Annotated in this window: 24 protein-coding genes; 12 read left to right on the top strand and 12 right to left on the bottom strand. The window is 61.8% G+C overall.

What is annotated here, in order from left to right:
* Positions 1-38: 38 nt before the first annotated feature.
* Together M0639_RS25970 and M0639_RS25965 are read right to left on the bottom strand one after the other, a co-directional pair.
* A complete protein-coding gene (locus M0639_RS25970; protein ID WP_019745575.1) occupies positions 39-647 on the bottom strand; it encodes a redoxin domain-containing protein in 609 nt (202 codons plus the stop codon).
* A 44-nt stretch (positions 648-691) separates the two neighbouring features.
* Entirely contained in the window at positions 692-1,282 is a 591-nt protein-coding gene (locus M0639_RS25965; protein ID WP_064073873.1) for a MauE/DoxX family redox-associated membrane protein, read from the bottom strand.
* A 349-nt stretch (positions 1,283-1,631) separates the two neighbouring features.
* Here M0639_RS25965 and M0639_RS25960 point away from each other — a divergent pair, with 349 nt between their 5' ends.
* Positions 1,632-3,170 (top strand): APC family permease, encoded by a 1,539-nt coding sequence (locus tag M0639_RS25960; protein ID WP_007729689.1) that lies wholly within the window; start codon positions 1,632-1,634, stop codon positions 3,168-3,170.
* Positions 3,167-3,952: an IclR family transcriptional regulator gene (locus M0639_RS25955; RefSeq protein ID WP_082893131.1), complete on the top strand. Its 786-nt coding sequence runs from the start codon at positions 3,167-3,169 to the stop codon at positions 3,950-3,952. Before M0639_RS25960 ends, M0639_RS25955 begins: the two co-directional genes overlap by 4 nt.
* A 2-nt stretch (positions 3,953-3,954) precedes the next feature.
* Here M0639_RS25955 and M0639_RS25950 read toward each other — a convergent pair whose 3' ends face one another.
* Genes M0639_RS25950 through M0639_RS25935 form a run of 4 tightly spaced genes read right to left on the bottom strand, consistent with a single transcriptional unit; the run spans position 3,955 to position 8,063 of the window.
* The gene (locus tag M0639_RS25950; RefSeq protein ID WP_064073874.1) at positions 3,955-5,277 is read right to left on the bottom strand and encodes a bifunctional adenosylcobinamide kinase/adenosylcobinamide-phosphate guanylyltransferase; all 1,323 of its coding nucleotides are present in this window, start codon (positions 5,275-5,277) and stop codon (positions 3,955-3,957) included.
* Positions 5,277-6,065: an ABC transporter ATP-binding protein gene (locus M0639_RS25945; RefSeq protein ID WP_054800669.1), complete on the bottom strand. Its 789-nt coding sequence runs from the start codon at positions 6,063-6,065 to the stop codon at positions 5,277-5,279. The genes M0639_RS25950 and M0639_RS25945 overlap by 1 nt, the downstream gene beginning before the upstream one ends.
* Positions 6,062-7,096: a FecCD family ABC transporter permease gene (locus M0639_RS25940; protein ID WP_042447095.1), complete on the bottom strand. Its 1,035-nt coding sequence runs from the start codon at positions 7,094-7,096 to the stop codon at positions 6,062-6,064. Before M0639_RS25940 ends, M0639_RS25945 begins: the two co-directional genes overlap by 4 nt.
* A gap of 7 nt (positions 7,097-7,103) precedes the next feature.
* Positions 7,104-8,063 carry an ABC transporter substrate-binding protein gene (locus M0639_RS25935; protein WP_064073909.1) on the bottom strand — a complete coding sequence of 320 codons (960 nt, stop codon included), beginning with the start codon at positions 8,061-8,063 and terminating at the stop codon, positions 7,104-7,106.
* Between the two features lie 308 nt (positions 8,064-8,371).
* On the opposite strand from M0639_RS25935, the gene M0639_RS25930 reads away from it, so the two are divergent.
* From M0639_RS25930 to M0639_RS25920, 3 genes are read left to right on the top strand one after another with little or no spacing between them, the layout of a single operon-like run.
* Complete coding sequence (locus M0639_RS25930) at positions 8,372-8,788, top strand: GntR family transcriptional regulator (RefSeq protein WP_007729675.1); 417 nt, start codon at positions 8,372-8,374, stop codon at positions 8,786-8,788.
* Positions 8,785-9,654, top strand: coding sequence for an ABC transporter ATP-binding protein (locus tag M0639_RS25925; protein ID WP_064073875.1), 870 nt, complete (start codon positions 8,785-8,787; stop codon positions 9,652-9,654). The genes M0639_RS25930 and M0639_RS25925 overlap by 4 nt, the downstream gene beginning before the upstream one ends.
* Positions 9,651-10,721, top strand: a complete 1,071-nt coding sequence (locus M0639_RS25920; RefSeq protein ID WP_064073876.1) for a hypothetical protein — start codon at positions 9,651-9,653, stop codon at positions 10,719-10,721. The genes M0639_RS25925 and M0639_RS25920 overlap by 4 nt, the downstream gene beginning before the upstream one ends.
* Before the next feature lies 1 nt (position 10,722).
* Here the strand turns inward: M0639_RS25920 and M0639_RS25915 are convergent, their stop codons facing one another.
* Positions 10,723-11,364: a DUF4232 domain-containing protein gene (locus M0639_RS25915; protein ID WP_037126450.1), complete on the bottom strand. Its 642-nt coding sequence runs from the start codon at positions 11,362-11,364 to the stop codon at positions 10,723-10,725.
* A 190-nt stretch (positions 11,365-11,554) separates the two neighbouring features.
* On the opposite strand from M0639_RS25915, the gene M0639_RS25910 reads away from it, so the two are divergent.
* Positions 11,555-12,400 carry an alpha/beta hydrolase gene (locus M0639_RS25910; protein WP_003939910.1) on the top strand — a complete coding sequence of 282 codons (846 nt, stop codon included), beginning with the start codon at positions 11,555-11,557 and terminating at the stop codon, positions 12,398-12,400.
* 25 nt (positions 12,401-12,425) lie between these two features.
* Positions 12,426-13,499: a VIT1/CCC1 transporter family protein gene (locus M0639_RS25905; protein WP_064073877.1), complete on the top strand. Its 1,074-nt coding sequence runs from the start codon at positions 12,426-12,428 to the stop codon at positions 13,497-13,499.
* 8 nt (positions 13,500-13,507) lie between these two features.
* Here M0639_RS25905 and M0639_RS25900 read toward each other — a convergent pair whose 3' ends face one another.
* Together M0639_RS25900 and M0639_RS25895 are read right to left on the bottom strand one after the other, a co-directional pair.
* Complete coding sequence (locus M0639_RS25900; protein WP_064073878.1) at positions 13,508-15,340, bottom strand: APC family permease; 1,833 nt, start codon at positions 15,338-15,340, stop codon at positions 13,508-13,510.
* 94 nt (positions 15,341-15,434) lie between these two features.
* Positions 15,435-16,646, bottom strand: coding sequence for a DUF2254 family protein (locus M0639_RS25895; protein ID WP_042447080.1), 1,212 nt, complete (start codon positions 16,644-16,646; stop codon positions 15,435-15,437).
* 117 nt (positions 16,647-16,763) lie between these two features.
* Between M0639_RS25895 and M0639_RS25890 the strand changes: the two genes are divergently transcribed.
* Both M0639_RS25890 and M0639_RS25885 read left to right on the top strand, forming a co-directional pair.
* Entirely contained in the window at positions 16,764-19,130 is a 2,367-nt protein-coding gene (locus M0639_RS25890; protein ID WP_064073879.1) for an arylsulfatase, read from the top strand.
* A 47-nt stretch (positions 19,131-19,177) separates the two neighbouring features.
* Positions 19,178-19,315, top strand: a complete 138-nt coding sequence (locus M0639_RS25885; protein ID WP_156525015.1) for a hypothetical protein — start codon at positions 19,178-19,180, stop codon at positions 19,313-19,315.
* 8 nt (positions 19,316-19,323) lie between these two features.
* Here M0639_RS25885 and M0639_RS25880 read toward each other — a convergent pair whose 3' ends face one another.
* The 3 genes from M0639_RS25880 to M0639_RS25870 form a co-directional block, all read right to left on the bottom strand.
* Positions 19,324-20,979, bottom strand: a complete 1,656-nt coding sequence (locus tag M0639_RS25880) for an FAD-binding dehydrogenase (protein WP_064073880.1) — start codon at positions 20,977-20,979, stop codon at positions 19,324-19,326.
* Entirely contained in the window at positions 20,976-21,641 is a 666-nt protein-coding gene (locus tag M0639_RS25875; protein WP_064073881.1) for a TetR/AcrR family transcriptional regulator, read from the bottom strand. Before M0639_RS25875 ends, M0639_RS25880 begins: the two co-directional genes overlap by 4 nt.
* Positions 21,642-21,782: 141 nt before the next feature.
* Positions 21,783-23,114: an MFS transporter gene (locus M0639_RS25870; RefSeq protein ID WP_064073910.1), complete on the bottom strand. Its 1,332-nt coding sequence runs from the start codon at positions 23,112-23,114 to the stop codon at positions 21,783-21,785.
* A 157-nt stretch (positions 23,115-23,271) separates the two neighbouring features.
* Between M0639_RS25870 and M0639_RS25865 the strand changes: the two genes are divergently transcribed.
* The 3 genes from M0639_RS25865 (at position 23,272) to M0639_RS25855 (ending at position 25,842) form a co-directional block, all read left to right on the top strand.
* Positions 23,272-24,435, top strand: a complete 1,164-nt coding sequence (locus M0639_RS25865) for an LLM class flavin-dependent oxidoreductase (RefSeq protein ID WP_003940457.1) — start codon at positions 23,272-23,274, stop codon at positions 24,433-24,435.
* A gap of 150 nt (positions 24,436-24,585) precedes the next feature.
* A complete protein-coding gene (locus tag M0639_RS25860) occupies positions 24,586-25,122 on the top strand; it encodes a hypothetical protein (protein WP_007729952.1) in 537 nt (178 codons plus the stop codon).
* A gap of 87 nt (positions 25,123-25,209) precedes the next feature.
* Entirely contained in the window at positions 25,210-25,842 is a 633-nt protein-coding gene (locus M0639_RS25855) for a hypothetical protein (RefSeq protein ID WP_064073882.1), read from the top strand.
* Positions 25,843-25,851: the final 9 nt, after the last annotated feature.

Genomic DNA, 25,851 nt, shown 5'->3' with positions numbered 1-25,851 from the left:
CTCCTGATTCGTGAAGAGGATCGAACTGTGCAGGAAGATCAGGCCGCGCTGCCGGATTTCGCCTGGGCATGAAGGTGCTGGAGTGAGGGGGTGCCGGATTCGAGCGCATTGAGCAGGCTTTCCACCTGAGCCATGTGATTGCACAGGCCCTTTCCTCGGATCTTGCCGTGCTCGTCGAGAATCACGCCGTACGGAGTGGTGCCCACCTGGTATGCGATACCGACGTCTCGAGCGTCGATGTAACTGAGCTCGGAACCGATCCCGCTGCCGGCCAGGAACTCGCGATGCTCTTCGGGTGTTCCGTCGGAGATGATGATCACGTCGAGATCCGATTCGGCTCGGGCCATTGCCCTTACGCCGGGAAGAAGGCTCTTGCACGTCGAGCAACTCGGTGCTGTGAACAGCAGGAGTTGAGGTTTGTCGCGGTGACCACCGACTCCGACGGTCCGTCCTTCCTGATCGATGAGACCGGCAAACGATGGGCCGGCCTGTTCGACCTTGGGCCCGGTATCCATCATCCGGGCACCGAGAGGTCCGAGACGTACTTGTACGCGGCCGATTTCACGAGCCAGAGCAAGAACCATCAAGAACAGTACGGCTACGGCGATCACCAGGATCACTGTCGCGACAAGGAGGAAAGTGGTCATCGTGGTAGTCCTGCCTTCGAGTTTTCAGTGGTGGGGATGTGAGTTCACGAGCCGTACCGGGACGCGGTTTCGGCGGTTCGGAGGCGAATGGAGGCACTCGACAGGTAGTCGTCGACTGGGCGTCGCCCGAGGTGGACCACCGAACGAATCTGTGCGAGAGCAACTCCAGCCAGGACAAAGAGGAATCCGGAGGTCGCCGCCACGGCCTGGACGCCGATCTCACCCTGTCCGGAGGTGACCGACAGTGCCACAGCGATCACCGCGAGTGTTCCGGCGCGAACGGCGTGGAACCATCCGATACGCGGAATCTCGCCGACTCCGAATGCAAAACATCCGCAGTCCAGATCGCGTCGCCCACGCAGGAGGTTGATCGTGAGGCCCGTGAAGAACGACGCGAACATGACGGCAGCAACCAAGGCGGCCAGGCGATGGGCCACGCCGAGAACCAGGAGGATGCCTATGACGGTTTCCGCGACGGGAAGGATGCGAGCGATCGGTACTTCGAGTCGCACCGGCAACACTTTGTATCCGCGCACCGAACGAAGGACCCCGTCGTGGTCGTTCAGCTTGGGAATGCCGGCGAGCAGGAGAACAAATCCGATGATCGCCGAAGTGGTGGCGCTGACCAAGTCCATGCTTCCTCCGTTCCTCTCGGGTAGTGCCGGTGGTGTGTGGGACACATCCTGTACGGGCGATGCTGCGAACCCGCGTCGACCGCGCTACGCCTGGACGAGGTGCAACTGAGAGAGCAGTTGTCGTGTGAGAATCGGAGAAATTGCAGGTCAAGGTGCTGCCGGAGGGGGGCGGATACCGTCGGCCGCCCTTGATCCGGCATGACGCTGGGGGGGAAACAGAGTCGGATTCTCACTTGAAAGTTCTGTGCGCGCCATCGTGGAAACTGTGCGGAAACATAAGCGGACTAACTTGACCGAATTCTGACAATTCGCTCGTAGGTTCGGGCCTGGACGCGACGGACGGTGACACATGGCCGTGAGTGCGGCACTGCGTGCGGCGATCACGCGAGCGCAGAATGCGGATCAACACAGTGAGCCCGTGTTCTCCCCGCTCCGTGGTCTCGGACGAGGACGTCTGACCCCGATCGACCTGTTGGGGCAATCACTTTCCACGATCGCTCCGGCAACGGGAATGGTGTTCATCGCCCTGTGGATGATCACCTACAGTCCCGGCTACGTCGGGTTGGCTGCGATTGCTGCGACAACTTCGGCGGTGTTTCTCGTTGCGTTCTGCATCACTCAGTTCACGCGGAGACTGGCCGCAGCAGGATCGTTGTACAGCTTCGTCTTCCAAGGCTCCGGTATCCGGGCGACACTGACGGCGGGTGCCGCACTGGTACTCGGGTATCTCGGAATCTCGGTTTCGGTTTTCTCGCAGGCAGTTCCGAGTCTGCTCGATACCATCGCCATTGTCGGCCCCGACGTGCGAGGGCCTGCCGCGACGGTGATCACGACGGTGGCGATTGCCCTGGCCGTCGCGTGGATTGCAGTGCGAGGCGTCCGGTTCGCCACCCGAGCGATCCTGGTCGTCGAAGCGTGCTCGTTGATTCTCATCGTCGTGGTCATGCTGGCGACGCACAGTGACACGACAACTGCTGTTGCCCTGCCGAATCCGTCGCTGAGTGCAGTTCCGTTTCTCGCGATGCTGACGGTGCTCAGCATGGCGGGCTTCGAAAGCTCGGCCTTCTTCGGCCCGGAAGCGAAACGACCACTCATCAGCGTCACACGCACGGTTCTCATTTCGCCGATCATCTGCGGGGTCCTCTTCGTTTTTGCGGCCTGGGCGGCGATGACCGGCCACGGCGCAACGATCGTCGGAGCGTACTTCGAAGGAACGGCATCCGGAGCCAGCGCGGAAGTGGTTCTGGCAGTCAAGATCGGAATGACGTGTTCCTGGTTCGCATCCACTCTGGGTTGTGCGCAGGCGGGTTCGCGGTTGTTGTACTCGATGGGGATCGAACGGGTACTGCCTGCGCCGCTCGCTCGCGTACACAGACGGTTCCGCACCCCGTACGTTGCGGTACTTGCGTTCGTCGCGGTAAGTGCGGCGGGCGTATTCGTCTATTCGGATACGGTTCGCGACGATTCGGGATCCTTCGACGGCGTGGTGGAGACCGCGTTGGTCTGCGCTTACACGCTGGTGGCCTTTGCTTCGTGGAAGTTCTTGCGCCGAATCGGGGAACATACTTCGCTGACCCGGATATGCACTGTGTCCGTGAGCGTCGCCGGTGCCGGTCTATTGGTCTACATCGTTCTCGACGGTGCGGTTCACGGGATGTGGGCACTGCCGATCGCTGCTCTTGCTGTTGCTGTGTCGGGGACAGTGTGGAGTTCATTGCTTCGAAGAGCCAGACCGGAAAGCCTTCTGATGGTCGGCGCTTTCGACAGCGTCGAGACGGCGGACCTGTTGCCCGGTGCGGGCACTCTGCTGATCGACGGTGACGGGCGAAGGCGACTCGTTCCGGATCGTGGGACCGCCGAGGGTGACTCGCCGGAGCATGGGCGGTGACCGCGGACCGTGCAACCGCTGGTCCACGATCAGGCAAACAGATCGGCGACGAGACCCACTTCAGTGGACAACAACCGCGTGCGGTCCAGAAGGCGCTGGGGATGCTCGAGGCGGTGGCTCATCTGGGACCGGGAACAACCGCGAAGGAGATCGCCACTTTTGCAGGCGTTCCATCGGCCACGGCGTACCGGATGCTGAATCTGCTGGTGGCGGAGGGCTTTCTCGTGCGGGTGCCGGACCTGTCAGGGTTCGCGTTGGGGCGTCGGACTGCCGAGCTCTCGCATGCGGCGTCGTCGAGTGGCCCGGCGCCCACGCTGCACGAGCGCGTCGAGGACATGCGGACACACACGAGGTTCGGATTGCACGTCGCGTCATTCGCCGGTGGGCGCTTGAGGTTCGTCGACAAGGATCCGGACCACGAGATCATCGGAATAGCGGCACTGCCGAAGAACCTTCACGCGAATGCGCTGGGGAAGGTTCTGTTGGCGCACGACGAGCGGTTGCTTTCGGGTTTGGAACTTCGCCGGGTCACGGAGTTCACCCTCGGTGATTTCGACGCGTTGTATGAGCAGTTGAGGTCTGTTCGCCTGCAGGGTTTTGCATTCGAGAACCAGGAATGCCGCCTGGGTCGATCCGCAGTGGCAGTACCGGTTCGAGATCACGCAGACCAGGTGGCCGGCGGGTTGTGTGTTCAGGGAGCGAGCGGGCGAGTGACGGGCGAGGATCGAGAGTTGGTCGGTTTCCTACTCGATTGTGCGCGTCAGCTCACCGGATTGCTCTGACGTCACACGCGCAGGCTCAGGGGGAGTCCGGCGGTCATCAGGACCACGGACTCCGATTCACTGGCGATGCGGCTGTTCACCAGACCGAGTAGATCGCGGAACAGTCTCCCGGACTTCGTGTCCGGGACGACGCCGCTTCCGACTTCGTTGGTGACGGCGACAATCGGTACCGGACAGGCGGTCCAGGCGTCGGCCAAGACGTCGATATCTGCGTGGACGGCGCTGAGATCTTCTGTCGCCCACGCCTGATGTCGATCCAGACGTGCGGTCAACCACGTGCCGAGGCAATCGAGCAGGATCGGTGTTGTTGCGGTTGCGAGAATCTCGGTCACTTCGGAGGTCTCTACCGTCGTCCACGTCGACGGCCTCCGCGCGCGATGCGACGCAATTCGTTCGATCCAGTCGGGATCGTCGTCCAGCGGATCCCCGGTGGCGATGTACGTGACGTGCCGGTAGCCGGCAAGCAGGCCCTCCGCGTAAGTGGACTTGCCCGAGCGGGCGCCACCGGTGACCAGAGTTCGATGGCTCTGTCCTACCCCGATCTCGAGCACAGCTCCATCCGGAACCGCTCGCGCCCCTGACACACGAAGTGCTTCCGAGAGTTCGTTTTCGACGGGGTTGTGGTGCCCGAGGTGTACGGCGACCACATCGGTTCGATCGGTGATCGCGTCGCAGTTGCGGAGCCGCAACACCGTCTCCGCGAAACTCGACAGATCGTGGTGCCCGGTGCCGTGGTCGGTCTTGTAGCCGAAGGTCTCTTCGAGAAAGACGGCGTCGAAACGCGCGTCGGCAAGGGCGTCGACAATTGATTCGGGCAAAGGCCCGGTGTCGGTGGCCCAGAAGATTCGGGTTCCGGATGCGTCGGTGATGTCGTAGAGAAGGGTGGGTACTTCGTGCGCGGCCTCGAGTGCGCGAACACGATAGGTGCCCAACATGATCGACTGGTCGGTCTCGAGCGGTGTGAAGGTCACCGGATCGTCCGGGCCTACCCAGTCTCGGCAGAGATCGAGCGCGTCGGGTGGTCCGAGAACCTGTAGTGGTTCGGTGCGCGAGGCCCAGGACCGGAACAGCAATGCCATCGGGCCGAGGTGATCGGGATGAGAATGCGTCAACAGGATGTGTTCGACGTGTGCCAGCGTGCGACCGAATCGCGACGCGGCACGCGGTACTTCGGGTCCACAGTCCAACAGGATTCTGTTGTCCACCAGGGCGGCAGTGTGCCCGCGGATGGTTTCACTCGACAGGGCGGCCAGGCAGGAAGGGCAGGTACAGAACGGGTTCGGCCAACCGTCGGCAGCACCGGTGCCGAGCATCACCAATTCCATCAGCGGGTGCCTTCCTGCCGAATCGGAACAACTATGGGACCGCTGGGCCGGTCCAGGATTTCGACCCGGGCGCCGTACACGCGGCCGAGGAGGTCTGCCTCCAGCACCGCTGAGGGAGTGCCGTCGGCAACGACGCTGCCCTTGTCCAGCAGCACGATTCGTCGACCGTACTGACCCGCGAGAGTGAGGTCGTGCATCGCGGCGATGACCGTGATGTTGTCGGCTTCACGCAGTTCCTCCACCAAGTCGAGAACCTGCTGCTGGTGGCCGATGTCGAGGGCACTGGTGGGTTCGTCCAGGAGCAGTACCTGCGGTTCTTGAGCCAATGCCCGAGCCAGGACCACGCGCTGCAATTCGCCACCGGAAAGTTCGGTGGCTCGTCGATCTGCGAACTCGGTGAGGTCGAGCCTCTCGATCACCGAAGAGATCACCGAACGATCTGTGGCGGTTTCGGTTCCGAAGCGTCGTAGATACGGTGTACGACCGAGCGCAACCAGTTCGGCAACCGTCGCGCCCTCGGGTACCACCGGGCGCTGAGGCATCAGCGCGACGACGGCGGACATGGCCTTGCGGCTCGAACTGCGTGGGTTGAGTCCCCCGACGGTGAGTTCACCGGTGGACGGAATCAATCCAGCGAGGGCATGCATCAAGGTCGTCTTGCCGGCGCCGTTCGGCCCGACCACGGCAACCCAATCGCCGGGTGTCACATCGAGATCGATGCCGTCGACGACGTCTTTGCCGCCGAGGCTGATTCGGAGGTCGCGGCATCGCACTGCGGTGTCGGTCATGCGGAAACTCGACTGCGGCGCAGAACCAGAAGGAAGAACGGAGCGCCGATCATCGCGGTCACAACTCCGATGGGGAGTTCGGCCGGTGCCATGACCGTGCGGGCGGCAACGTCGGTGAGGACGAGAAACGCCGCTCCGAGCATGAGTGACAGGGGGAGAAGCAGTCGATGAGACGGGCCGACGACCAGTCGAACCGCATGGGGAACAACGATTCCGACAAAGCCGATGAGTCCACTTGCACTCACGACCGCGGCCGTTCCCAGAGTTGCGGCGAGCACCAGCACCAGGCGTGATCTGGCCGGGTCGACGCCGAGGCTGGCGGCTTCGACGTCACCGACGGCCATCACGTCGAGTACGCGCCGGTGTACCAGGATGACGGCTGAGGCCAGCGCAACGTACGGCAGGACAACGAGAACTTCCGACCAACCGTCGGTGGACAGTCCGCCGAGTAGCCAGGAATAGACCTCGCGCAGTGAATCGTCGAACCGCTGCTGAACAAAAGTCTGCGCTGCATTCGTGAACGCTGCGACTGCGACACCGGCGAGGATGATGACTACCGCGTTCTGCGGCCCGCCAATGCTTCGGCCGAGCGAATAAGTTGCGAACACTGCCAGCACACCACCGACGAAGGCGGCCATGGGAATTCCGAACATGCCCAGCGCTCCACCCGAAACGATGGCGAGGGTTGCGCCCAGTCCGGCTCCGCTGGAAACTCCGAGGAGATACGGATCTGCCAAGGGATTTCGAAACACGCCCTGGTAGGCGGCGCCGGCTACGGCCAACATTGCTCCGACCAACGCGCCCAGGACTACTCGCGGAAGCCGGATCTGCCAGAGAATCGCCTGCTGTGTTGCGGTGAGGCCGGAATCTATATGGATGCCGGGTATTCCGTCCAGAAGTTCGAGAATGGTCCGATCAGGCGTCAAACCGGCCGGCCCCACCAGAACACCGATCAGCAAGGCGGCGCACAGAATCAGCGCGGCGCCGAGCAGAACGGCGGTCCGATGTTGGGAGATACCGGCTTTGATCATCGAGTGCTCAGGCCGCGGGAACTTGGGCAACGATGGCCGCGACGGCCTTCACCTGATCGGCGACACGAGGTCCCCAGCGGCTGGAGAGGTCTTCGTCGAGCACATGGATCTGGTTGCCGGTAACCGCTTTCATGCCGCTCCACCCGGGTCGAGCGGCGACGGATTCTGCTGTCACTCCGCAGCATTGGGAGTCTGCGAGAAAGATGAGATCGGGATTGGCCTGTACCACGAATTCGGCGGACAACTGCGGATAGTCACCCTGCCCCGCGGCGTCGGCGATGCTCTTCATTCCGAACAGCGAGTAGATCTGCCCGACGAAGCTCGAACTCGTGACGGTGTAGAGCGAGGAGTCGAGTTCGTGGAAGTACGTCAGCGGCTGTTGGCGCGCAGGAACACTGGCGACAGCGGCGTCGATGTCCGAGCGCATGGTGTCGACAACTTCGGTGCCCTTGTCTTCGTGGCCGGTGGCCTTCGCGACGCGCTCGATTTGGGCGTAGACGTCGTCGATGCTCGTCGCTGCCGGTAGTAGGAGTGTCGGCACCTTCGCCTTTTGCAGTCCGGAGACAAGATCGTTCATGTCATCCGATGCGATCACCAGATCCGGTGCGTAGCCGAGGACGGCTTCGACGTTCGGTTGAAAGCCCGAGAGATCGGTGACCGGGATACCGGCCGGGTAGTCGGACTGATTGTCGACGGCCTTCACCTGATCGCCCGCGCCGACGGCCCACAGGGTCTCGGTGGCGCTGGGACTGAGTGACACGATCGACTGCGGACGTGACTCGATGGTGATGTCCGTGCCGGAATCCGTGGGACCGGAAACAACAGTCACCGGGAACGAGCCGTCCGAGGCCGCTGTGGTTGCGGGTGCATCGGACGTCGAGCTACTGCACGCACCGGCAAGCAGTGCGGTGCTCACCGTCAGTGCTGCAAGTACAGATCTGAATTTACGTGTCGGCCGAGTACTCACAGCCACCCCTCCGCTAGTGGTGAAGGGTCGCGAGCAGCGCGGCCGCGAGGCGAAGCGCCACGAGCGGTCCTTCGTCCGAGAACCATCGTGTCGCCACGAGGCCGGTGACCTGACTCGTTCGCCTCGAGTAGTGACGGGCGAATTCACAGTTGCGTCGACAGTGCCGGGGTTTCACCGAACTTCACACGAGCAGCGTGGCACCCCGGTGAACCGGGGCATCTGCACTTTACAGGGGTCGTCTGGCTTGACCCGGGAGGTCAAGGCAGGGTAAATATCTATTCCACTAATGAACTAGTGAAAGGGTTCGGATGATCGACTTCCGTATCGACCGCCGATCCGGCATTCCCACTTACGTGCAATTGGTCCTTCAGGTGAAGCAGGCGCTCAGGCTCGGTGATCTCCAAGTCGGGGATCGGCTGCCCACAGCCAAGGACGTCGTGGGAGCGCTCGCGATCAACCCGAACACAGTCCTGAAGGCCTACAAGGAACTCGAGCGCGACGGACTTGTTGCTCCGCGGCCCGGATTGGGCACGTTCGTCGTCAAGTCCCTGGCCAAGCCCGGTATGGCGGAAAGCTCTGCGCTACGGCGCGAGTTGGCCCGCTGGGTGGCAGATGCCGTGGCCGCCGGACTCGAGCGCACGGACATCGAAGCGTTGGTGAGTTTGGAGCTCGAGAAGACGTTCATCGAATCGGATCCGTCCGGAAAGCAGGGGGAGACATCATGACTGCGCAAGAATTGGCACTGACGATGCAGGACGTGGACAAGCGCTTCGGCAAGAAGAAGGTGCTCGACGCCTGCACATTCGAGGTCGCGACAGGAAGCATCACTGCCCTGATCGGGGTGAACGGAGCGGGCAAGTCCACACTGATGTCCTTGGCGGTCGGGTTGACGATGCCTGACCATGGTTCGAACTCCGTCCTGGGCAGCACGCCGGATCAGGACGGCATCTGCCCAGGCCTGTCGTACCTCGCTCAGCACAAGCCCCTGTACCCCAAATTCACTGTTGCAGAACTTCTTCGATTCGGCGCATACACCAACGACGAGTGGGATGCGAAGTACGCTCTGGATCTGGTGGAGCGCGCTGGGATTTCTCTCGATGCAAAGGCGAAGACTCTGTCACCAGGTCAACGAACCAGGGTTGCACTGGCTTTGGCGCTCGGACGCAGGCCGCAGTTGCTTCTACTCGACGAGCCTCTGGCAGATCTCGATCCCGTGGCGCGGCGGTCTGTGGCGACCACTCTGCTCGAAGGCGTTGCCGAGTACGGCACCACAGTTCTGTTGTCGTCACACATCGTTTCCGAATTGGCAGACGTCTCGGATCGACTTCTTCTGCTGGGCGGCGGAAACGCGAGATTGTCCGGTCCGTTGGATGAATTGATCGCTGCCCATTACGTATTGATCGGGGACGGCGATCCCTCGGACGTGGTCGGCGCCGGTGCGGTCATTCATACCGAGAAGGGGGTGCGGTCGAATTCTCATGTGGTGGAGGGCGTGCGTCCGAGCCCTCGGGACGGCTGGGTGATCGACGACGCAACTCTCGACGACGTGGTGCTCGGGCACCTGAGCGCAGAAACGATGGTGGCGGCATGATCTGGGTTACGTGGCGGCACCACCGGACATCGCTCGTTGTGTCATTGGGATTCATCGCGGCACTAGCAGTCATTGTCTTGTCGAGTGGTGCGATCATCAAGAGCAGCGGACAAACCCAACGCTTCGGATCGCCACTCAGTTGCTTCGACGACATCACCGCGATCTGCACGGCAGAGACGGCTCTCACCCTGACGACAGTGGTTGCTACTGCTCTGCCGGTGTTCCTCGGCGTGTTGATCGGGGTAACCGTGTTTTCGCGGGATGTCGAACAAGGAACACACGTACTGGGGCTTACTCAATCGGTCAGTCGGACTCGGTGGTTCTGGACCCGTGTGTTGATCGTCTTCCTGCCGATTTCTGTGGCTTCCGCATTGCTCGGATTTGCATTGCAATGGGCTCGATCCCTCCCGGATAACTCCCGGTATGGATTTGTTGCCGGGCGTTCGACTTTCGTCGAGATATCGAACCTGTCGTATCCACTCTTTCAATCCAGCGGACTGGTCTTGGGTGCGTACACATCCATGTCACTCTTGCTCGGAGCAGCACTGGCTTTGCTGGTGCGCAGTTCGATCGGCGCAATGGCGATCACGATGGTCGGTGTTGTTGCGATCCTGGCAGGATTTCAGTTGGTTGCACGACCCGATTACGCCGAGCCGAGTGTCCGAACATCACCCGTCGCCGGATTCAGTTCCTACTATTCGAGCGATACCAGTATCCCCGCGGTCAATTGGGAACTCGCGCAGGGATATGTCGACCTCCGAGGTAACTGGGTCGACATCGGATACGACGAGTGCATGTGGGGTGGATCAGGCGATGAGGACCCGTACGACCAGCGCCCGGAGGAGACCGGCGCCGAGTACAGCCTCCGCATGGATGTGCTCTCAGCGCAGCAGAACAGAGAGATGGAGATCTGTTTGCGGCAGCACGGGGTCGACCACTACGAAGTTCGCTACCACTCGGATGATCGGTTCTGGCGTTTCCAATTCACGGAAGCTGCACTCGTCCTGTTCCTTTCGGGATTGTTCCTCCTGCCGGCGCTCTGGGGTCTACGACGCCTCAAGCCGTGACTCAGCGGGCGACCGGCGCGACCGTCAGCTGATTGATGTTCGCGCCGGTCATCGAGCAACCCTTTGTGGGATAGGCAAGGAAGACCGAGTCGTAGCTGTTGGGCGGGTAAACCCTCAGTCCCGCAACGTCGGTCACGCCGCACTGATCTGCCGGGTAGTTCTCGACGTTCGTAGCTCGCACCAAAGACGTTGCGGCAGAGCCAGGGGCAAGGGAGACGAGTGAACCGGATCCGGAGCGGCCGGCTGCAGCACCCACTTCGCTTCCGGACGCTCCCGTGACATACGAGACGCCGGGGAAACCGTCGAGTGTGCACGTGCGGCCGCCCGTGTTGGTGAAGACCACCGGAAGCTCCACAGAACCGGCGGCGCCACTCGACTCGCCGAGGGTGACGTTCAGTTCCCCGATCGTGCAACCCTCGGGATTGGGTGCCGTCGAGGTTGTCGTTTGGGTGTGGTCGGTATGGGTCGTCGAAGGTGAAGCGGTGCCGGTCTGGGTCGTCGGCGCAGAGGCGGTCGTTGTTGAGGCGGGTGCCGGTGAACTCTCGGCCGTTCCCGTTTCATCCGAGCCGCAACCGCTGAGAAGGGCGAGAGCAGCAAGTGGAGCCGCCAACAAGCCGACGTTGCGCATGCGGTTCGAATTCATCGCTCTGTACTCCTCAGGCTGGTCGACAACTGTTTCCGAACATCCGTGTCCGGTATATCCGAATCCGAGGCCGGATGTGCAGAAACGAATCAGGCTCGCCGGTGATCAGGACCTACTTCCCGGATGGATTGCCGCTGCGGATCTAGCATGAGAAATGACCTGTCCGGATCGCGACCACCGGGAGTAGCGCATGTTCACCTTCACCAGCGACGACGGAGTGGTCATTCATGTCCACGAATGGCCCACCGAGCAGGAACCTCGAGGGGTTGTTCAACTCGCGCACGGTATGGGTGAGCACGCAAAACGCTACGCACACGTTGCCGAAGCCCTGAATGCTCGCGGTTTCCACGTCTACGCGGCGGACCACCGCGGCCACGGTGAGAGCATGCACGCCGGCCCAGGCAACATCGGCGACGACGGCTGGAACCGCTTGGTGGCAGACATGGTGACCCTCACGGGCATCATCCGCGACAAACACCCCGGCCTGCCCGTCGTACTGCTCAGCCACAGCCTCGGTTCGTTCGCTTCGCAGCAGTACATCCTCGATCATTCGCACCTGATCGACGCCGTCGCACTGTCGGGGACCACCGCGGTCGATCAACTGATCGAGAGCCTCGTCAACGACGGCCCGGACGTCCTCGCCCAGTTCAATGCGGAATTCGAACCGGCCCGTACTCCGCACGACTGGCTCAGCCGTGACGAAGCGCAGGTGGATTTGTACATCAACGATCCGCTGTGCGGTTTCAGCCTGGACGACGCCGGCATGGGTGGACTTATCGCAGCGGGACCGAGGTTCGTCGACGTCGAGGGCGTGCGACAAGACCTTCCGATCCTGGTCTTCGTCGGCACCTCGGATCCTCTCAACGCCGCGCTGAGCCGTACCGACGTCGCAGTCGAACGGTACAACTCGGCGGGGATCGAAGACGTCACCTACTACACCTATCCGGGTGCCAGACACGAGATCTTCAACGAGACCAACCGCGACGACGTCATCAACGATCTGACGACGTGGATGGACCGCGTACTAGAAGCGTGACCGCCTCACCGGAAAGGGGAACACGATGTCCACAGTTCCGGCCGCACGACCCGATCCAGACCCGCGAGATGTCAAGCGCTGGAGACGATACCTCGCCGACGAACAAGCCGAGGCCGCCGTCTACCGAGACCTCGCGAGCAGGCGCAGCGGCGAGGAGCGCGAAATCCTTCTCGCACTGGCCGACGCGGAGGGGCGACACGAGGCGCACTGGCGAGCGCTACTCGGCGATCACGTCGGCAAACCACTTCGCGGCGATATCCGCACTCGGATACTGGGCTTTCTGGCCAGGCGCTTCGGCTCCGTCTTCGTGCTCGCTCTTGCACAGCGCGCGGAGACGCGATCCCCGTATCCCAACGACGCCGACGCGACTGCATCGATGGGCGCGGACGAGAAGATCCACGAAGAAGTGGTGCGGGCCTTGGCCACTCGGGGTCGGAACAGACTTTCGGGGACGTTTCGTGCCGCCGTCTTCGGAGCCAACGACGGCCTCGTCAGCAATCTCGCTCTCGTGCTCGGCATCAGCGGTAGCGGCGTCTCCAATCAGATCGTTCTGATCACCGGCATGGCCGGGCTTCTGGCCGGCGCCCTGTCGATGGGCGCCGGCGAGTACGTTTCAGTCCGCTCGCAGCGAGAGTTGTTGGAAGCGTCCAATCCTGGTCCGGCTGCCAGCGAAGCTGTCGGACTGCTCGACGTCGACGCGAACGAATTGGCCCTGGTCTACCGGGCCCGCGGCATGTCCGCCGAGGAAGCGGATCAGCGCGCCGCCGAGGTCCTCGCGAACAGCACCTTCGGCGCCGCCGACGTTGTCGACGACCATGAAGCTGTCGGAACCGGGTTTGGCGCAGCGGCGGCAAGTTTCTGCTTCTTCGCCTCGGGTGCAATCATTCCGGTGCTGCCGTATCTGTTCGGCCTGGAAGGCATGACGGCTCTGATCGTCGCATCTGTTCTCGTGGGGATCGCGTTGCTGACGACGGGCGTTGTGGTCGGGTTGCTCTCGGGCGGGCCGCCATTCAAGCGGGCGCTACGCCAACTTGCGATCGGCTACGGCGCTGCCGGCGCGACGTATCTGCTCGGCATGTTGTTCGGGACTTCGCTCTGAGCGTCGGCTTACGCGCGTAGGGCGGGATCGCGGTGAGCCGGATCGATCCGAACCGGAATCTGGCACACCACGGCCTCGGTGTGTTTGCGCAGTGCATGAGCGATCTCATCGGTCCGTTGGCTCGGGAGGAACCGGTGCCATCTGGTTGCCGGGTCGATGGTGGCGACTACGACAAAGGTCTCTCGGTGGGGGAAGTGCATACGGACGTATCGAGCGAGAGTGTTCCCCACCGAATTCTCGGTGTCCTCGATGACGATCAAACGCGAATTCGGATGTCGAGCTTGCCATCGGCGGGTGAAGTCCGTCGTCGATTCGTGGGCAAGGCAGACTCGAATTGCGATGGGCTGTGACGACATCGCTGTTGCCGCGGCCATCGCGCGGGTGGAGAGTGACGTAATTTCGGACACGGGGACGAGCACCGCTGGTTTGTATCCGATGGACAGAGAAGCGTTCTCACTCTGAACGGTCAGTCGGGCACCGATGTGTGTGTATGCCCCGCGGATGCGTTCCATGCCGAGGACGAGCGCAGGGAGCGCGAGAGCGATCAGCCAGGCTCCCTCGGTGAACTTCATGGCTGTTGTCACCACTGCTGCGATCGAAGTCAACACAGCGCCGAAACCGTTGAGCGCCAATCGCCACTTCCAGCCCGGTGTCCGTTCGGCGAGCCAGTGGCGCACCATGCCGAACTGCGCGAGCGTGAATCCGATAAACACACCGATGGCGAACAGCGGCACCAAGGTGTTCATGTTTCCGCCCGATCCGACAAGCAGGAGAGCGCCGACGCCACCGAGCGACAAGACGCCATACGTGAAGACGTCGCGCGTCGACTTTCGGCTGAAGCGGTGCGGGAGCACGTTGTCGTCGGCGAGGATCCGCATCAGGTTGGGAAGACCGCCGTACGAGGTGTTCGCGGCCAACGCCAACAGAATTACGGTGGAGAATTGGACGACGTAGTAGCCCACACCATTTCCGAGAGCAGCGGAAGTGAGTTGCGACAGGACCGTTGTTCCGGGGACTGGGGCCAGTGAGAACTTTTCGATCAACACCGCAAGGCCGATCAGCATGGTGCCCAACAGGATTCCCAGAGCTACTTCGGCACGCTGAGCGCTACGCACGCGAGGCTTCTTGAAACTGGGTACCGCATTGGCGATGGCTTCGACTCCGGTCAATGCGGCGCAACCACTCGAAAATGCCTTGAGCAGAAGGAGAATGCCGATCGTGTGTGCGTTGTCGGCGAGGAAGGGAGCCGTGGCGGCGGCAGGGTTTTCCCGAAGTAGTCCGGCACCGATCACCGTGAAGATGCTGACGACAAAAACCACGGTGGGCAACATGAATACCCGCGCGGAATCTGCGATGCCCCGCAGATTCAGTGCCGTGATGCCGCCGAGTATCGCCAGTGCGATCCAGACCGTGTAGGGAAGAAGCGCAGGGAAGGCGGAGGTCAGAGCCGCGACACCGGCTGCGATCGACACCGCGACGTTGAGGGTGTAGTCGACGATCAACGACGCGGCGGCGGTCAAACTTGCCCGCGGGCTCAGATGCTTCTTTGCGACGGCGTAGGCGCCACCGCCTTCGGGAAATGCGGCGATCACTTGGCGGTAAGACGCCACCAGGACTGCAAGCAGCACTGCGATGGCGATCGTCACCGGCACGGTGAAGCCGATCCCCGCGCCGCCTGCGAGGGCCAACACCAACACGATGGCCTCTGGACCGTACGACACCGAGGCCATCGCGTCGAGCGACAGACCCGCCAGTCCGGTTGCGACGGAGAGCTTTTGCTTCTCAGGTTCGCCGCCGGCGCGGATGGTCGACGATATGACTCCACGGTGTCCGAGTATCACTGCATGTCTCACCGAGTCAGTATCGTCATTTCCCGTAGCTCTGAGACTGATCTTGACGATGCTTTGACGCGATGGCCTGCAAATCTGTACGGGTTCACAACGGGGGTTCGAGTCGCGGGAAGCCTTGTGACAGCTGATCAATCCAGCGAGCGCGCGTGGCGAGAATATCGCGGTTCCGAGACTCCGATTGGGCGGCGACGTGCGAAAGTAGGTCGCGAAGTCGGCCCAGAACGAGTGGCGAGTTCGATGCCGAGGCTATGACGTCGTCCAGTCCGGTTCTGACGAAGCTCGTGAAGTCGGGCAGTGGAATCACCACACGCAGATCACCACGCTCGTCGACGGCCCGGATCGAATCTGCGCGTACGGAGGCCACCAGAGAGAGGAGGTCCTCGATCTCGTCCAGAGCCTGCACGGCCGTCGCAGGATCGTTGATAGCGGGTGAGAGCGCTCTGAGCGCGATGTCAGCCAACAACCGAATCGCGAGTAGGGGGTCCTGGGTGAAGGTCCGCTCACTCCCACTGACCAAGGCGTCAAGGATCGTGTTGGCGGGCATGGGTCCGCCGTAGACGTCGGCGAGCGGCAATCCGTCTCGCAGCGTGCTACCCGGCGACACTCGGAGGACCACCATGGATCGGCAGTTCCGAGCGTTCTGCAGCAGATCTTCGACGAGGATCTGCTGCAGAACGGCCGGCGGTCGATGCCACTCGATTGTCGTGATCACCGGAAGTGTTGGTAGAGGGGGCAACTCCAGATCGGTGGTGGGGTACACGGCGGCGAAGACTGCTCGGCCACGACTCGAGATCGTGGTCAGTACAGGAGCCAACTGGATGGCCGAGAATGCGCGCAGCTGGAGCAGTCTGATCAGCGTCAGCGTGGCCAAGAGTGCCAGCACTGCGAGACTTGGCACAACCACGGACACATCCGTTTCGTTGCTGATGGCGAGCGCCGCCGTGATGTCGAAAACCGACTGGCCTATCGCGAAGGCAAACGTCCGCCACACGATGGGGTCGTCGCGGAACAACAACAAGCGAGGAGTGAAGGTGGTCGCGGCCCACTGGACTACAAGGAACAGCAGCGAGAAGATCACTGCCACTACACCCAGTAACCCCAGTCCGAGGGCAACGAGCATCTCGCTGACCTGACGGGCGGGAATCATCGGGCCGCTCCGGACATACGGCATCCCCAGTCCGGCAGCCAGTCCCACGACGACGCACAGGATCTGGGTCAGGCCTGCACGTACACGGCGCCGGGGGACGAGGAAGGCATGCCCGATCGGGGTGGGAGCGAAACGTCCGGGCTGATCCACACTTCAAGCCTCCACGCTGCGGCAATGGTGCGCCTTCACCCGAAACGGATGATGTCGACGTCGTCGTGATCCTGAAACGCTTGAAAGAGCCATGTGAGAGACAGAAGGCGAGACGTCATGACGGATCCGACAGACCAGAGCCGCGCCGTACTACCGATTCCGGATCGACAACATCTTGGTCTGGTGACGTACGACGCGAAGGATCCGGACACCGAGTTTCCACCGATCACTCCGCTACTACCGCCGGCCGGCGCACCCAATGTTCTGGTGGTCCTGTTGGACGACGTGGGATATGGCGCGAGCAGTGCCTTCGGAGGACCAGCGGACACACCGACTGCTGAGCGATTGCAAAGTAATGGGCTCACGTACACGCGGTTTCACACGACGGCACTGTGTGCTCCGACCCGCGCCGCTCTTCTGAGCGGGCGCAACCATCATTCGGTCGGCATGGGATCGATCACCGAAACCGCTACCTCGGCTCCTGGTCTTTCCGGCCTGCGGCCGAATACCAAAGCCGCACTGCCGATGACGTTGAAACTCAACGGATACTCGACGGCGCAGTTCGGCAAGTGTCACGAGGTTCCGCCGTGGCAAACATCCCCGGTGGGACCGTTCACGTCGTGGCCGACGGGAGAAGGCGGATTCGAGCATTTCTACGGATTCATCGGCGGGGAGAACAACCAGTATTACCCGGCGCTGTACGAGGGCGTCGCGCCTGTCGAGCCGGACAAGACACCGGAGGAGGGTTACCACCTCACTGAGGACCTTGCCGATCACGCGATCGACTGGGTTCGGATGCAGAAGTCATTGGCTCCGGACAAGCCGTTCTTCGTCTACTTTGCACCCGGCGCCACACATGCACCGCACCATGTTCCGAAGCAGTGGGCCGACAAGTACGAGGGCCGGTTCGCAGGAGGTTGGGACGCTCAACGCGAATCAATTCTCGAGCAGCAGAAACAGCGGGGGGTCGTTCCCGCGGATGCGGTCCTCACCCCGCGTCCCGAGGCCATCCCGGCGTGGGAGGACATGAGTGAGGAGATGAAGCCCGTCCTCGAACGCCAAATGGAAGTCTATGCAGGATTTCTCGAACACACCGATTTCCATGTCGGCCGGCTTGTCGATGCGATCGAAGAACTCGGAGCTCTCGACAACACCCTCGTGTACTACATCATCGGAGACAACGGAGCGTCCGCAGAGGGGACGATCAACGGCGCTTTCAACGAGATGGCCAACTTCAACGGACTCGCCGCCATCGAGACGCCCGAGTTCATGGCGGAAGTGAAAGACAAATTCGGTACCAAGGACGCATACAACCACTATTCCGTGGGGTGGGCGTGGGCAATGTGTACCCCGTACCAGTGGACGAAACAGGTTGCGTCGCATTGGGGTGGCACTCGCAACGGGACGATCGTGCACTGGCCTGCAGGGATTCGGACCAAGGGGGAGACGCGGTCGCAGTTCACCCACGTCATCGACGTTGCACCGACGATCCTCGAGGTCGCGAAACTACCGGAACCGACCTTTGTCAACGGCGTCCAGCAATCACCCATCGAGGGGACCAGCATGGTCTACACCTTCGACGACGCCGAAGTCGCCGAACGTCACGATCTGCAGTACTTCGAGATGGCCGGCAACCGTGGAATCTATTACAAGGGTTGGAGTGCGGTCACCAGGCACAGCACTCCATGGCTTTTCGCGGAGGCACTCCCCGCACTCGACGACGACGTGTGGGAGCTCTACGACGGGTCTCAGGATTGGACGCAGTCCAAAGATTTGGCGGCCGAGTTGCCGGAGAAACTCGCTGCACTGCAACGCTTGTGGTTGATCGAAGCAGTCAAGTACAACGTGCTTCCGATCGACGACCGAAGATTCGAGAGGTTCAACCCTCACATCGCGGGGCGTCCGCAGTTGGTGTCCGGGAATCGACAGGTTCTGTTTCCCGGAATGAAACGGCTGAGCGAGCACAGCGTGCTGAGTATCAAGAACCGATCATTCAGTGTCACAGCAGCAGTCGACGTCGCGGATGGCATTACTGCCAACGGTGTGATGATCGCGCAGGGAGGCAGATTTGGTGGCTGGGCACTTTACGCGCGGGAAGGCCGCGCCAAATTCGTCTACAACCTATTGGGCATGACCGAGTTCGTCATCGGTTCCGACGTTGACATTCCGGCAGGATCACACCAGATCAGAGCTGAGTTCACCTACGACGGAGGTGGTCTCGCGAGAGGCGGTGGGGTCACGATCTATCACGACGGTCGCGAAGTGGGCTCAGGTCGCGTCGAGCAGACGCAACCGATGGTCTTCTCCGCGGACGAGACCACCGACATCGGGGATGACTACGGCATGCCTGTCAGTGTTGATTACAGTGGCGCAACCACATTCAACGCACGTATCGACGTCGTGCAGATCGATGTCGGTGACGACGACCATACCCACCTCATCGATCCGGAGGAGGTGGCGCGAGTGGCGGTGTCCAGACAGTGATTCCACAGGCAAGAGCAGCAGTCACAATCTCCTGAGGGAGGGTCGCAATGCCGACCGTCATCCGAACTGTTCACGATCTGGTCCGCCACGCGCGGGGGCCGACGCACCATCACCACCATCAATCCGTGCACGAGGCGCGGCGAATGCGTGCCCACCACATTCTGGTCACGCATTCGCTCGTCTGATTTCGGAGCTACAGGTCGCGCGCCAATGCTCGTCCGGCTGCGCGGCCCGAGAAGATGCAGCCGCCGAGGAAGGTCCCCTCGAGTGCGCTGTAACCGTGGACTCCGCCGCCGCCGAAGCCCGCGACTTCACCGGCTGCGTACAGACCGTCGAAGACACTGCCGTCGGCCTTGATGACCTGCGAATCCAGGTTGGTTTCCAAGCCGCCGAGGGTCTTGCGTGTGAGTAGGTGCAACCGGACCGCGATCAGTGGGCCGTTCTTGGGGTCCAGGATCTTGTGCGGTGCAACGACGCGCACGATCTTGTCTGCCAACAGATTACGGGCACCGTGGATGGCGGTGACCTGGAAGTCCTTGCTGTACTTGTTGTCGACTTCGCGGTCGCGGGCGATCATCTCGCGTTCGATGTCCTCGTAGTCGAGGAGCGGTTCGTCGGTGAGGGCGTTCATGCCGTCGACCAGATCGCGAAGGTTGTTGCGCACCACGAAGTCCGCGCCCTTCTGCTTGAACGCCTCGACCGGTCCCGGCGCGCCCTTCTTGATTCGTTCGAGGAGGAGCTTGAAGTCGCGGTTGGTGAAGTCAGGGTTCTGTTCCGATCCCGAGAGTGCGAACTCCTTCTCGATGATCTTCTGGTCGAGGATGAACCACGTGTACTCGTGGCCGCTGTCGAGGATGTACTTGAAAGTTCCCATCGTGTCGAAGCCGGGGAAGTTGGGGACCGGCAGACGCTTGCCGGTGGCGTCGAACCACATCGAGGACGGTCCGGGGATGATTCGGATTCCGTGGTTGGGCCAGATGGGATTCCAGTTCTGGATGCCTTCGGTGTAGTGCCACATGCGGTCGCGGTTGACGATGTTTCCGCCCGCGGATTCGGTGATTTCGAGCATGCGTCCGTCGACGTGCGCCGGTACTCCCGTCAGCATGTGCTTCGGAGCCGTGCCGAGTCGCTCCGGCCAGTTCTTCTTCACCAGTTCGTAGTTGCCGCCGATTCCACCGGAGGTGACCACGACGGCCTGTGCGGCGACCTCGAATTCGCCGATGGGGGTGCGTGAGCTCTTCACACCGCGCAGATCACTGGAAGGTTCGAGGACGGTTCCTCGTACACCGGTGACCGCGCCATCGGTGACCACCAACTGATCCACCTGGTGGCGGTGCTTGAACGTGACAAGGCCACGTTTCTGGGCAGCTATGACCTTGGTCAGAAAGACATCGACGACGCCAGGTCCGGTTCCCCAGGTGAGGTGGAAGCGCGGCACCGAATTGCCGTGTCCGAGAGCCATTCCGCGGCCGCGTTCGGCCCAGCCGACATTCGGCATCAGGCGAAGCCCCAGATCGTGCAGGTACTGACGCTTGTCGCCGGCCGCGAACTCGACGTACGCCTTGGCCCACTGACGCGGCCAGTGATCTTCGCGGTCGCGGTCGAATCCCGCTGTGCCCATCCAGTCCTGCATCGCCAACTCGAGGGAGTCCTTGATGCCGAGTCGGCGTTGTTCGGGGCTGTTCACGAGGAAGAGTCCGCCGAGAGACCAAAATGCCTGCGCGCCGAGGTTGGCAGCGTTCTCCTGTTCCACGACAAGGACTTTGCGGCCCGCGCGCGTCAGTTCGTAGGTGGCGACCAGTCCCGCCAGCCCTGCCCCGACAACGATGACGTCAGCTTGTTCGCTCACGACAACTCCTCTTCCGATTGGTTGTTCTGGATTATTTCGCTGTAGGACAGCAGAATTCGAGTGAAGATATCGCGGCGCAGTGCAAAGGCGGCGTTGGTGTCGGTATCGACGAGGCACTGCACGCTGGTGCCGTCGTGCACTGCAACCAATGCCCGTCCCAACGCCGTCGGGTCGCCGACGATTGTTCGCCCGACATCGCTGAGTGCGGACTCCACGATGGGCAACAGGGTGCGAAGGATCGCGTCTTCACGGTCGGCAAGGGCTTTGCGAAGTGCCGGGTTACGGAGCGCGTGGGCTGTGAATTCCGCGTTGATCCGGTACCACTGCGGGTCGACCGGAACCACCGCCACGATCCGGGCGACAGCGGCATGGATGTCGACGATGTTACCGGCGGTGATCGACTCCGTCGCCAGCCGTAGATCGGCGAGCATTGATGCAGATCGCTGCTCCCACATCGCGAAGAACAATTCGTCGAGTGAATCGAAGTTGGAGTAGAACGCGCCTCGGGAGTATCCGGCGCGTTCGCAGATCTGCTCGACCGTGGCGTGCCCGAACCCGGCTTCGGAGAAGACATCTGCAGCCGCGTCGAGCAGACGCTGCCGGGTCTGACCACGGCGTTTGGTGACACGCTTGGCCGGCGAGTTGTCCGTTCCAGTCGTCATCGGCGCCTCCGTCAGGGTGGGACCCCAAACGATACACCGATGTATCCGATGCGCAGGCGTATCTCGATCTGTTCGTCTTCGCAGGTATTTCTATGCATATCTAGTAAATGTGCAAGAGAGGTGAATATTCAGATGTGATCGCTACAGATGCAGATCACGCTTGCTGATCGCCGCAGTGGCGACGACGCTGATCGCCGAGGTGGCCACCAGATATCCACAGGCCACCCACGGTGAACCGCCGGTGGCGCCGATCAGTGCAGTAAGGATCAGAGGTGTGACGCCGGAGGCGTAGATACCAGAGAACTGATAGACGACCGACAACCCGGTGTACCGGATTTCTGTGGGGTAGAGGCTCGCATACAGCGTTCCCTGGGCGCCGTAGAACAAGGCATGAATCACTCCGAAGACCACGACCATCGCGACTCCGAAGAGCAGGAGATTCTCGGTACCGAACAGTGCGAAGGCGGGGAAGATCGCGAGGCCGTACGCGGCGATGCCCACGATGTAGACCCGTTGCGGGCCGAACCGATCAGCGAGTGAACCGGAAAACGGCAGCAAGATCGCCATCACTACTGCGGCCACGGTGACCACAAGAAGTACCGGAACCTTTTCGAAATGCAGAGTCTTGGTTGCATACGTGATTGCAAAGACGCCCCAGGTGTTGAACGCGGCGCCCTCGCCCCAGCGAGACAGCATGCCCAGTACGGTGTTTCGCGCGACTCTTCCTTGAAAGACTTCCCTGAGCGGGGCGGATGAGCGCTGTTCGAGGTCGCGAACGGCCTGAAATGCCGGCGTCTCGTCGACCTTCAAACGGACCACCAACCCCACGATCACGAGTACCAAGCTCAGAACAAAGGCTATGCGCCAGCCGAAACGGAGAAACTGTTCGTCGTCGAAGACCGTTTGAAGTAGTGCGAACATTCCTGTGCCCAAAGCCAAGCCGAGAGCCAGTCCGATCTGCGGGATGCTGCCGAACAGCCCGCGCTTCTTCTCCGGACTGTGTTCGACCGCCAGAAGAACGGCTCCGGCCCACTCACCACCGAGAGCAAATCCCTGCAGGATACGAAGCAGCAGAAGCAGAATCGGTGCAACGACCCCGATTTGAGCTGCGGTCGGAAGGACACCCATGAGCGCCGTCGCGATACCCATGATGAACATCGTGAGGGCAAGCGTTTTCTTGCGCCCGATGCGATCGCCGATGTGACCGAACACCACTCCGCCGATGGGGCGAACGAGAAAGCCGACCGCGAAGGTCGCAAAAGAAAGCATGGTCCCGACAAAGGAACTCTGGTTGGGGAAGAACAGTTGGTTGAAGACGAGGCTCGCGGCCGTCGCGTAGAGGAAGAAGTCGTACCACTCGACCGTCGTGCCGAGCAGGCTCGCGGCGACGACGGTTCTCAGTCTGGATCGCCGCTCGTCGTCGGTCTCGTTCGAGAACGGTGAATTGTGCTCGACTTCGGCAAACGTGGTCATCGGAGCCCCCGGGTCGCGGTGCAAATTCACGAAGGTATCGCCGGAGCCGAAAGTGGGCACCCGTAGCGATCAGGGTGATTTCAACCCTGTTCTTCGAGGTGGACTGTGGTTGTAATGACAGAAGAGTTCTGCCTGTTCGTCGACGAAAGGAATCACCGTGTCACTGCGCTTCCACTGGTTCTTGCCTACTTACGGTGATTCCCGGAATCTGATGGCGGGTGGGCACGGCAGCTCGATGTCCGGTGATCGTCCGGCGACGCTGAAATACCTCAATCAGATCGGCGCGGCCGCCGAGACGAACGGCTTCGAGGCCGTCCTCACGCCGACCGGCGCGTGGTGCGAAGACGCATGGCTGACGACTGCGATGATGCTCGAGACCACCGAGACGCTCAAGTTTCTGGTTGCTCTGCGACCGGGATTGCTCAGCCCGACGCTGGCCGCCCAGATGGCCGCAACCTTCCAATGGCAGTCGGGCGGTCGTCTGCTGCTCAACGTCGTGACCGGCGGGGAGGACCACGAGCAGCGCACGTTCGGTGACTTCCTCGACAAGAACCAACGGTACGCACGATGCGGCGAGTTCCTCGACGTGATCCGCCAGTTGTGGTCCGGTAACGGTCCGGTTGATTTCTCCGGCGAGTACGTCAACGTGGAAAAGGCTACGCTGCAGCGTATTCCGGATCCGGTACCGCCCATCTTCTTCGGCGGATCGTCGCCGGCGGCCGGAACCGTCGCATCGCGTTACGCGGATACGTATCTCACGTGGGGTGAGACGCCGTCCGCTGTTGCCGCCAAGATCGCCTGGATCCGCGACCTCGCGGAAGTCCAAGGTCGTCACCTCGACTACGGAATCCGTCTGCATGTCATCAGCCGGGACACCTCGGAACAGGCATGGGCAGAAGCGGATCGGCTGCTCAGTGCGCTCGATCCGGCGACCGTCGAGCAGGCTCAGGCGAGTCTTGCGCGATCCGGCTCCGAAGGTCAGCGTCGAATGCTCGAATTGCACGGCGGCGGTTCGGCTTACAAGGAGGGTGTCGGAGCGAGGTCGCTGGAGATTGCGCCGAACCTGTGGACCGGCGTCGGATTGGTGCGAGGGGGTGCAGGCACCGCATTGGTCGGTTCGCACCAAGAAGTGGCTGATCGGATTGCCGAGTACGCGGCGATCGGCCTGGATCACTTCGTATTGTCGGGCTATCCCCATCTCGAAGAGGCGTATCAGTTCGGTGAGGGTGTGCGTCCGATCCTCGAAAAGCGTGGATTGGTAGCACCGCACGGTTCGGTCGGCGGACCGGTGCGAACGCCCTTCGTCTCCAGTGGGAACTGAGTCGAACAGCGAGCTCTTCGAGAAGGGGACGTTTGTCCCGATCTTTCGGGCACGGCCTCCCTCCGGGACTATTCACGCAATTCGGTCAGTAGATCCGATCTAGGCTGCGCACTGTTGCCGAACTCAAGGCGCAGTACGAAAGGATCCTCGATGAAGCTGGGCACGAGTGGAGTACGTCGCGTCGTGGGAACCGTGGCAGTCGCCGCTGCAACCGCGGCAGGCGTCGCGATGGTCAATCCTGCAACTGCGTCGGCCGAGGTGGTCCCACCGGTCGTCTCGTACAAGGTGACCGGAAACGATCTGGCACTGACGATCACGAACAACAACACGGGCATTGCCCCGTTGTGCCAAGCGTTTGTCGTCAACGCCGCGGATTCTGCTGCCGTGCTTGATGATCCGCTCAAGCTGCTCGATCCGAACCTTGTGGTGTACCCCAAGATCACCGACCCGTCCTCACTGTTCGCCGTCGGTAAGGGGCAGACGGTCACCAACACCGTGACCGATGTTCCGGACGGAACCTACGCCGTGCTCGGTGCCTGCTCCGATCTTCTCGATCTGGAGACGTTGGGTAAGCCTGTTCCTGGCGTGCCGAGCCTCGTTGTCATCGGTGGACCGTTCAGCGGCATCAATACCGGAAGCCTGAGCGACCTGTTCGGCAGCGGCAGCCTCGAAGGACTTTTCGGGTAGCTCACCGTCTGTCTCCCCAATTTTCCGACTGAGCGGTCTATTCTTCAGGCATCTGGTGATCTGACCGACTTGCCTGGAGGTTCGGAAATGCGAAGTCGTGGATTCAAACGCGTTCTCGGAAGCATTGTCGCGGCGTCGGCCGCCGTCGTGGGACTGGTTGTCATGACTCCGGCGTCGGCGTCGGCATCACCGGCGATTCTCCCGCCTCCGGTGTCGGTGAGCGCAGCGGACAATGCGATCACCTTCACCATCACCAATCCGAACCCGCGGTTCAGCTTCATCAACTGCACAGTGGCGATCCTCAACGCCAGGGATGTCCCCGACGTGATCCGCGATCCGGCAAAGCTGCTCCAGCCCGGCGTGTTGGTGTATCCGACCGTCAGCAACATCCTCGATCTGTTTGCCGTTTCGCCTGGGCAGACGATCACGCGGACCGTCGGGAATCTGCCGGCCGGGGTGTACGCCGTTGCGGGAGCGTGCGTTCGACTGCTCGATCCGACCAACCCCACTATCGCGATTCCGCAGGCCGTTGTGGTCGGCGGCTGGTTCGAGGGCGCCGGAACCGGAAGTCTCTCAGGATCTTTGGAGGACCTGGGATACAACACGGTCCAGGACTTGATCGACGCGTGGAATCGAATCAGCTCGGGAAGCGGCGGCGGCAGCTTCCAGCTCGACTACCAAGGTGGCTCGGACTTCGAGGTAGTGGGTCCCACGTCGTAGTCGGTCCGG

The organism is Rhodococcus qingshengii JCM 15477, assembly GCF_023221595.1.
Taxonomy (GTDB): Bacteria; Actinomycetota; Actinomycetes; order Mycobacteriales; family Mycobacteriaceae; genus Rhodococcus_F; species Rhodococcus_F qingshengii.
The sequence above is the reverse complement of the archived record's forward strand: the minus strand, read 5'-3'. Positions and strand labels throughout refer to the sequence as shown.

What these genes read in the sequence shown, in the direction of transcription:
- M0639_RS25930 (WP_007729675.1), top strand. Translation starts at nt 8,372, where the DNA reads ATGATCGACTTCCGTATCGACCGCCGATCCGGCATTCCCACTTACGTG.
- M0639_RS25875 (WP_064073881.1), bottom strand. Translation starts at nt 21,641, where the DNA reads ATGACGACTGGAACGGACAACTCGCCGGCCAAGCGTGTCACCAAACGC.
- M0639_RS25910 (WP_003939910.1), top strand. Translation starts at nt 11,555, where the DNA reads ATGTTCACCTTCACCAGCGACGACGGAGTGGTCATTCATGTCCACGAA.
- M0639_RS25855 (WP_064073882.1), top strand. Translation starts at nt 25,210, where the DNA reads ATGCGAAGTCGTGGATTCAAACGCGTTCTCGGAAGCATTGTCGCGGCG.
- M0639_RS25860 (WP_007729952.1), top strand. Translation starts at nt 24,586, where the DNA reads ATGAAGCTGGGCACGAGTGGAGTACGTCGCGTCGTGGGAACCGTGGCA.
- M0639_RS25960 (WP_007729689.1), top strand. Translation starts at nt 1,632, where the DNA reads ATGGCCGTGAGTGCGGCACTGCGTGCGGCGATCACGCGAGCGCAGAAT.
- M0639_RS25950 (WP_064073874.1), bottom strand. Translation starts at nt 5,277, where the DNA reads ATGGAATTGGTGATGCTCGGCACCGGTGCTGCCGACGGTTGGCCGAAC.
- M0639_RS25970 (WP_019745575.1), bottom strand. Translation starts at nt 647, where the DNA reads ATGACCACTTTCCTCCTTGTCGCGACAGTGATCCTGGTGATCGCCGTA.
- M0639_RS25945 (WP_054800669.1), bottom strand. Translation starts at nt 6,065, where the DNA reads ATGACCGACACCGCAGTGCGATGCCGCGACCTCCGAATCAGCCTCGGC.
- M0639_RS25940 (WP_042447095.1), bottom strand. Translation starts at nt 7,096, where the DNA reads ATGATCAAAGCCGGTATCTCCCAACATCGGACCGCCGTTCTGCTCGGC.
- M0639_RS25915 (WP_037126450.1), bottom strand. Translation starts at nt 11,364, where the DNA reads ATGAATTCGAACCGCATGCGCAACGTCGGCTTGTTGGCGGCTCCACTT.
- M0639_RS25965 (WP_064073873.1), bottom strand. Translation starts at nt 1,282, where the DNA reads ATGGACTTGGTCAGCGCCACCACTTCGGCGATCATCGGATTTGTTCTC.
- M0639_RS25870 (WP_064073910.1), bottom strand. Translation starts at nt 23,114, where the DNA reads ATGACCACGTTTGCCGAAGTCGAGCACAATTCACCGTTCTCGAACGAG.
- M0639_RS25905 (WP_064073877.1), top strand. Translation starts at nt 12,426, where the DNA reads ATGTCCACAGTTCCGGCCGCACGACCCGATCCAGACCCGCGAGATGTC.
- M0639_RS25925 (WP_064073875.1), top strand. Translation starts at nt 8,785, where the DNA reads ATGACTGCGCAAGAATTGGCACTGACGATGCAGGACGTGGACAAGCGC.
- M0639_RS25885 (WP_156525015.1), top strand. Translation starts at nt 19,178, where the DNA reads ATGCCGACCGTCATCCGAACTGTTCACGATCTGGTCCGCCACGCGCGG.
- M0639_RS25920 (WP_064073876.1), top strand. Translation starts at nt 9,651, where the DNA reads ATGATCTGGGTTACGTGGCGGCACCACCGGACATCGCTCGTTGTGTCA.
- M0639_RS25890 (WP_064073879.1), top strand. Translation starts at nt 16,764, where the DNA reads ATGACGGATCCGACAGACCAGAGCCGCGCCGTACTACCGATTCCGGAT.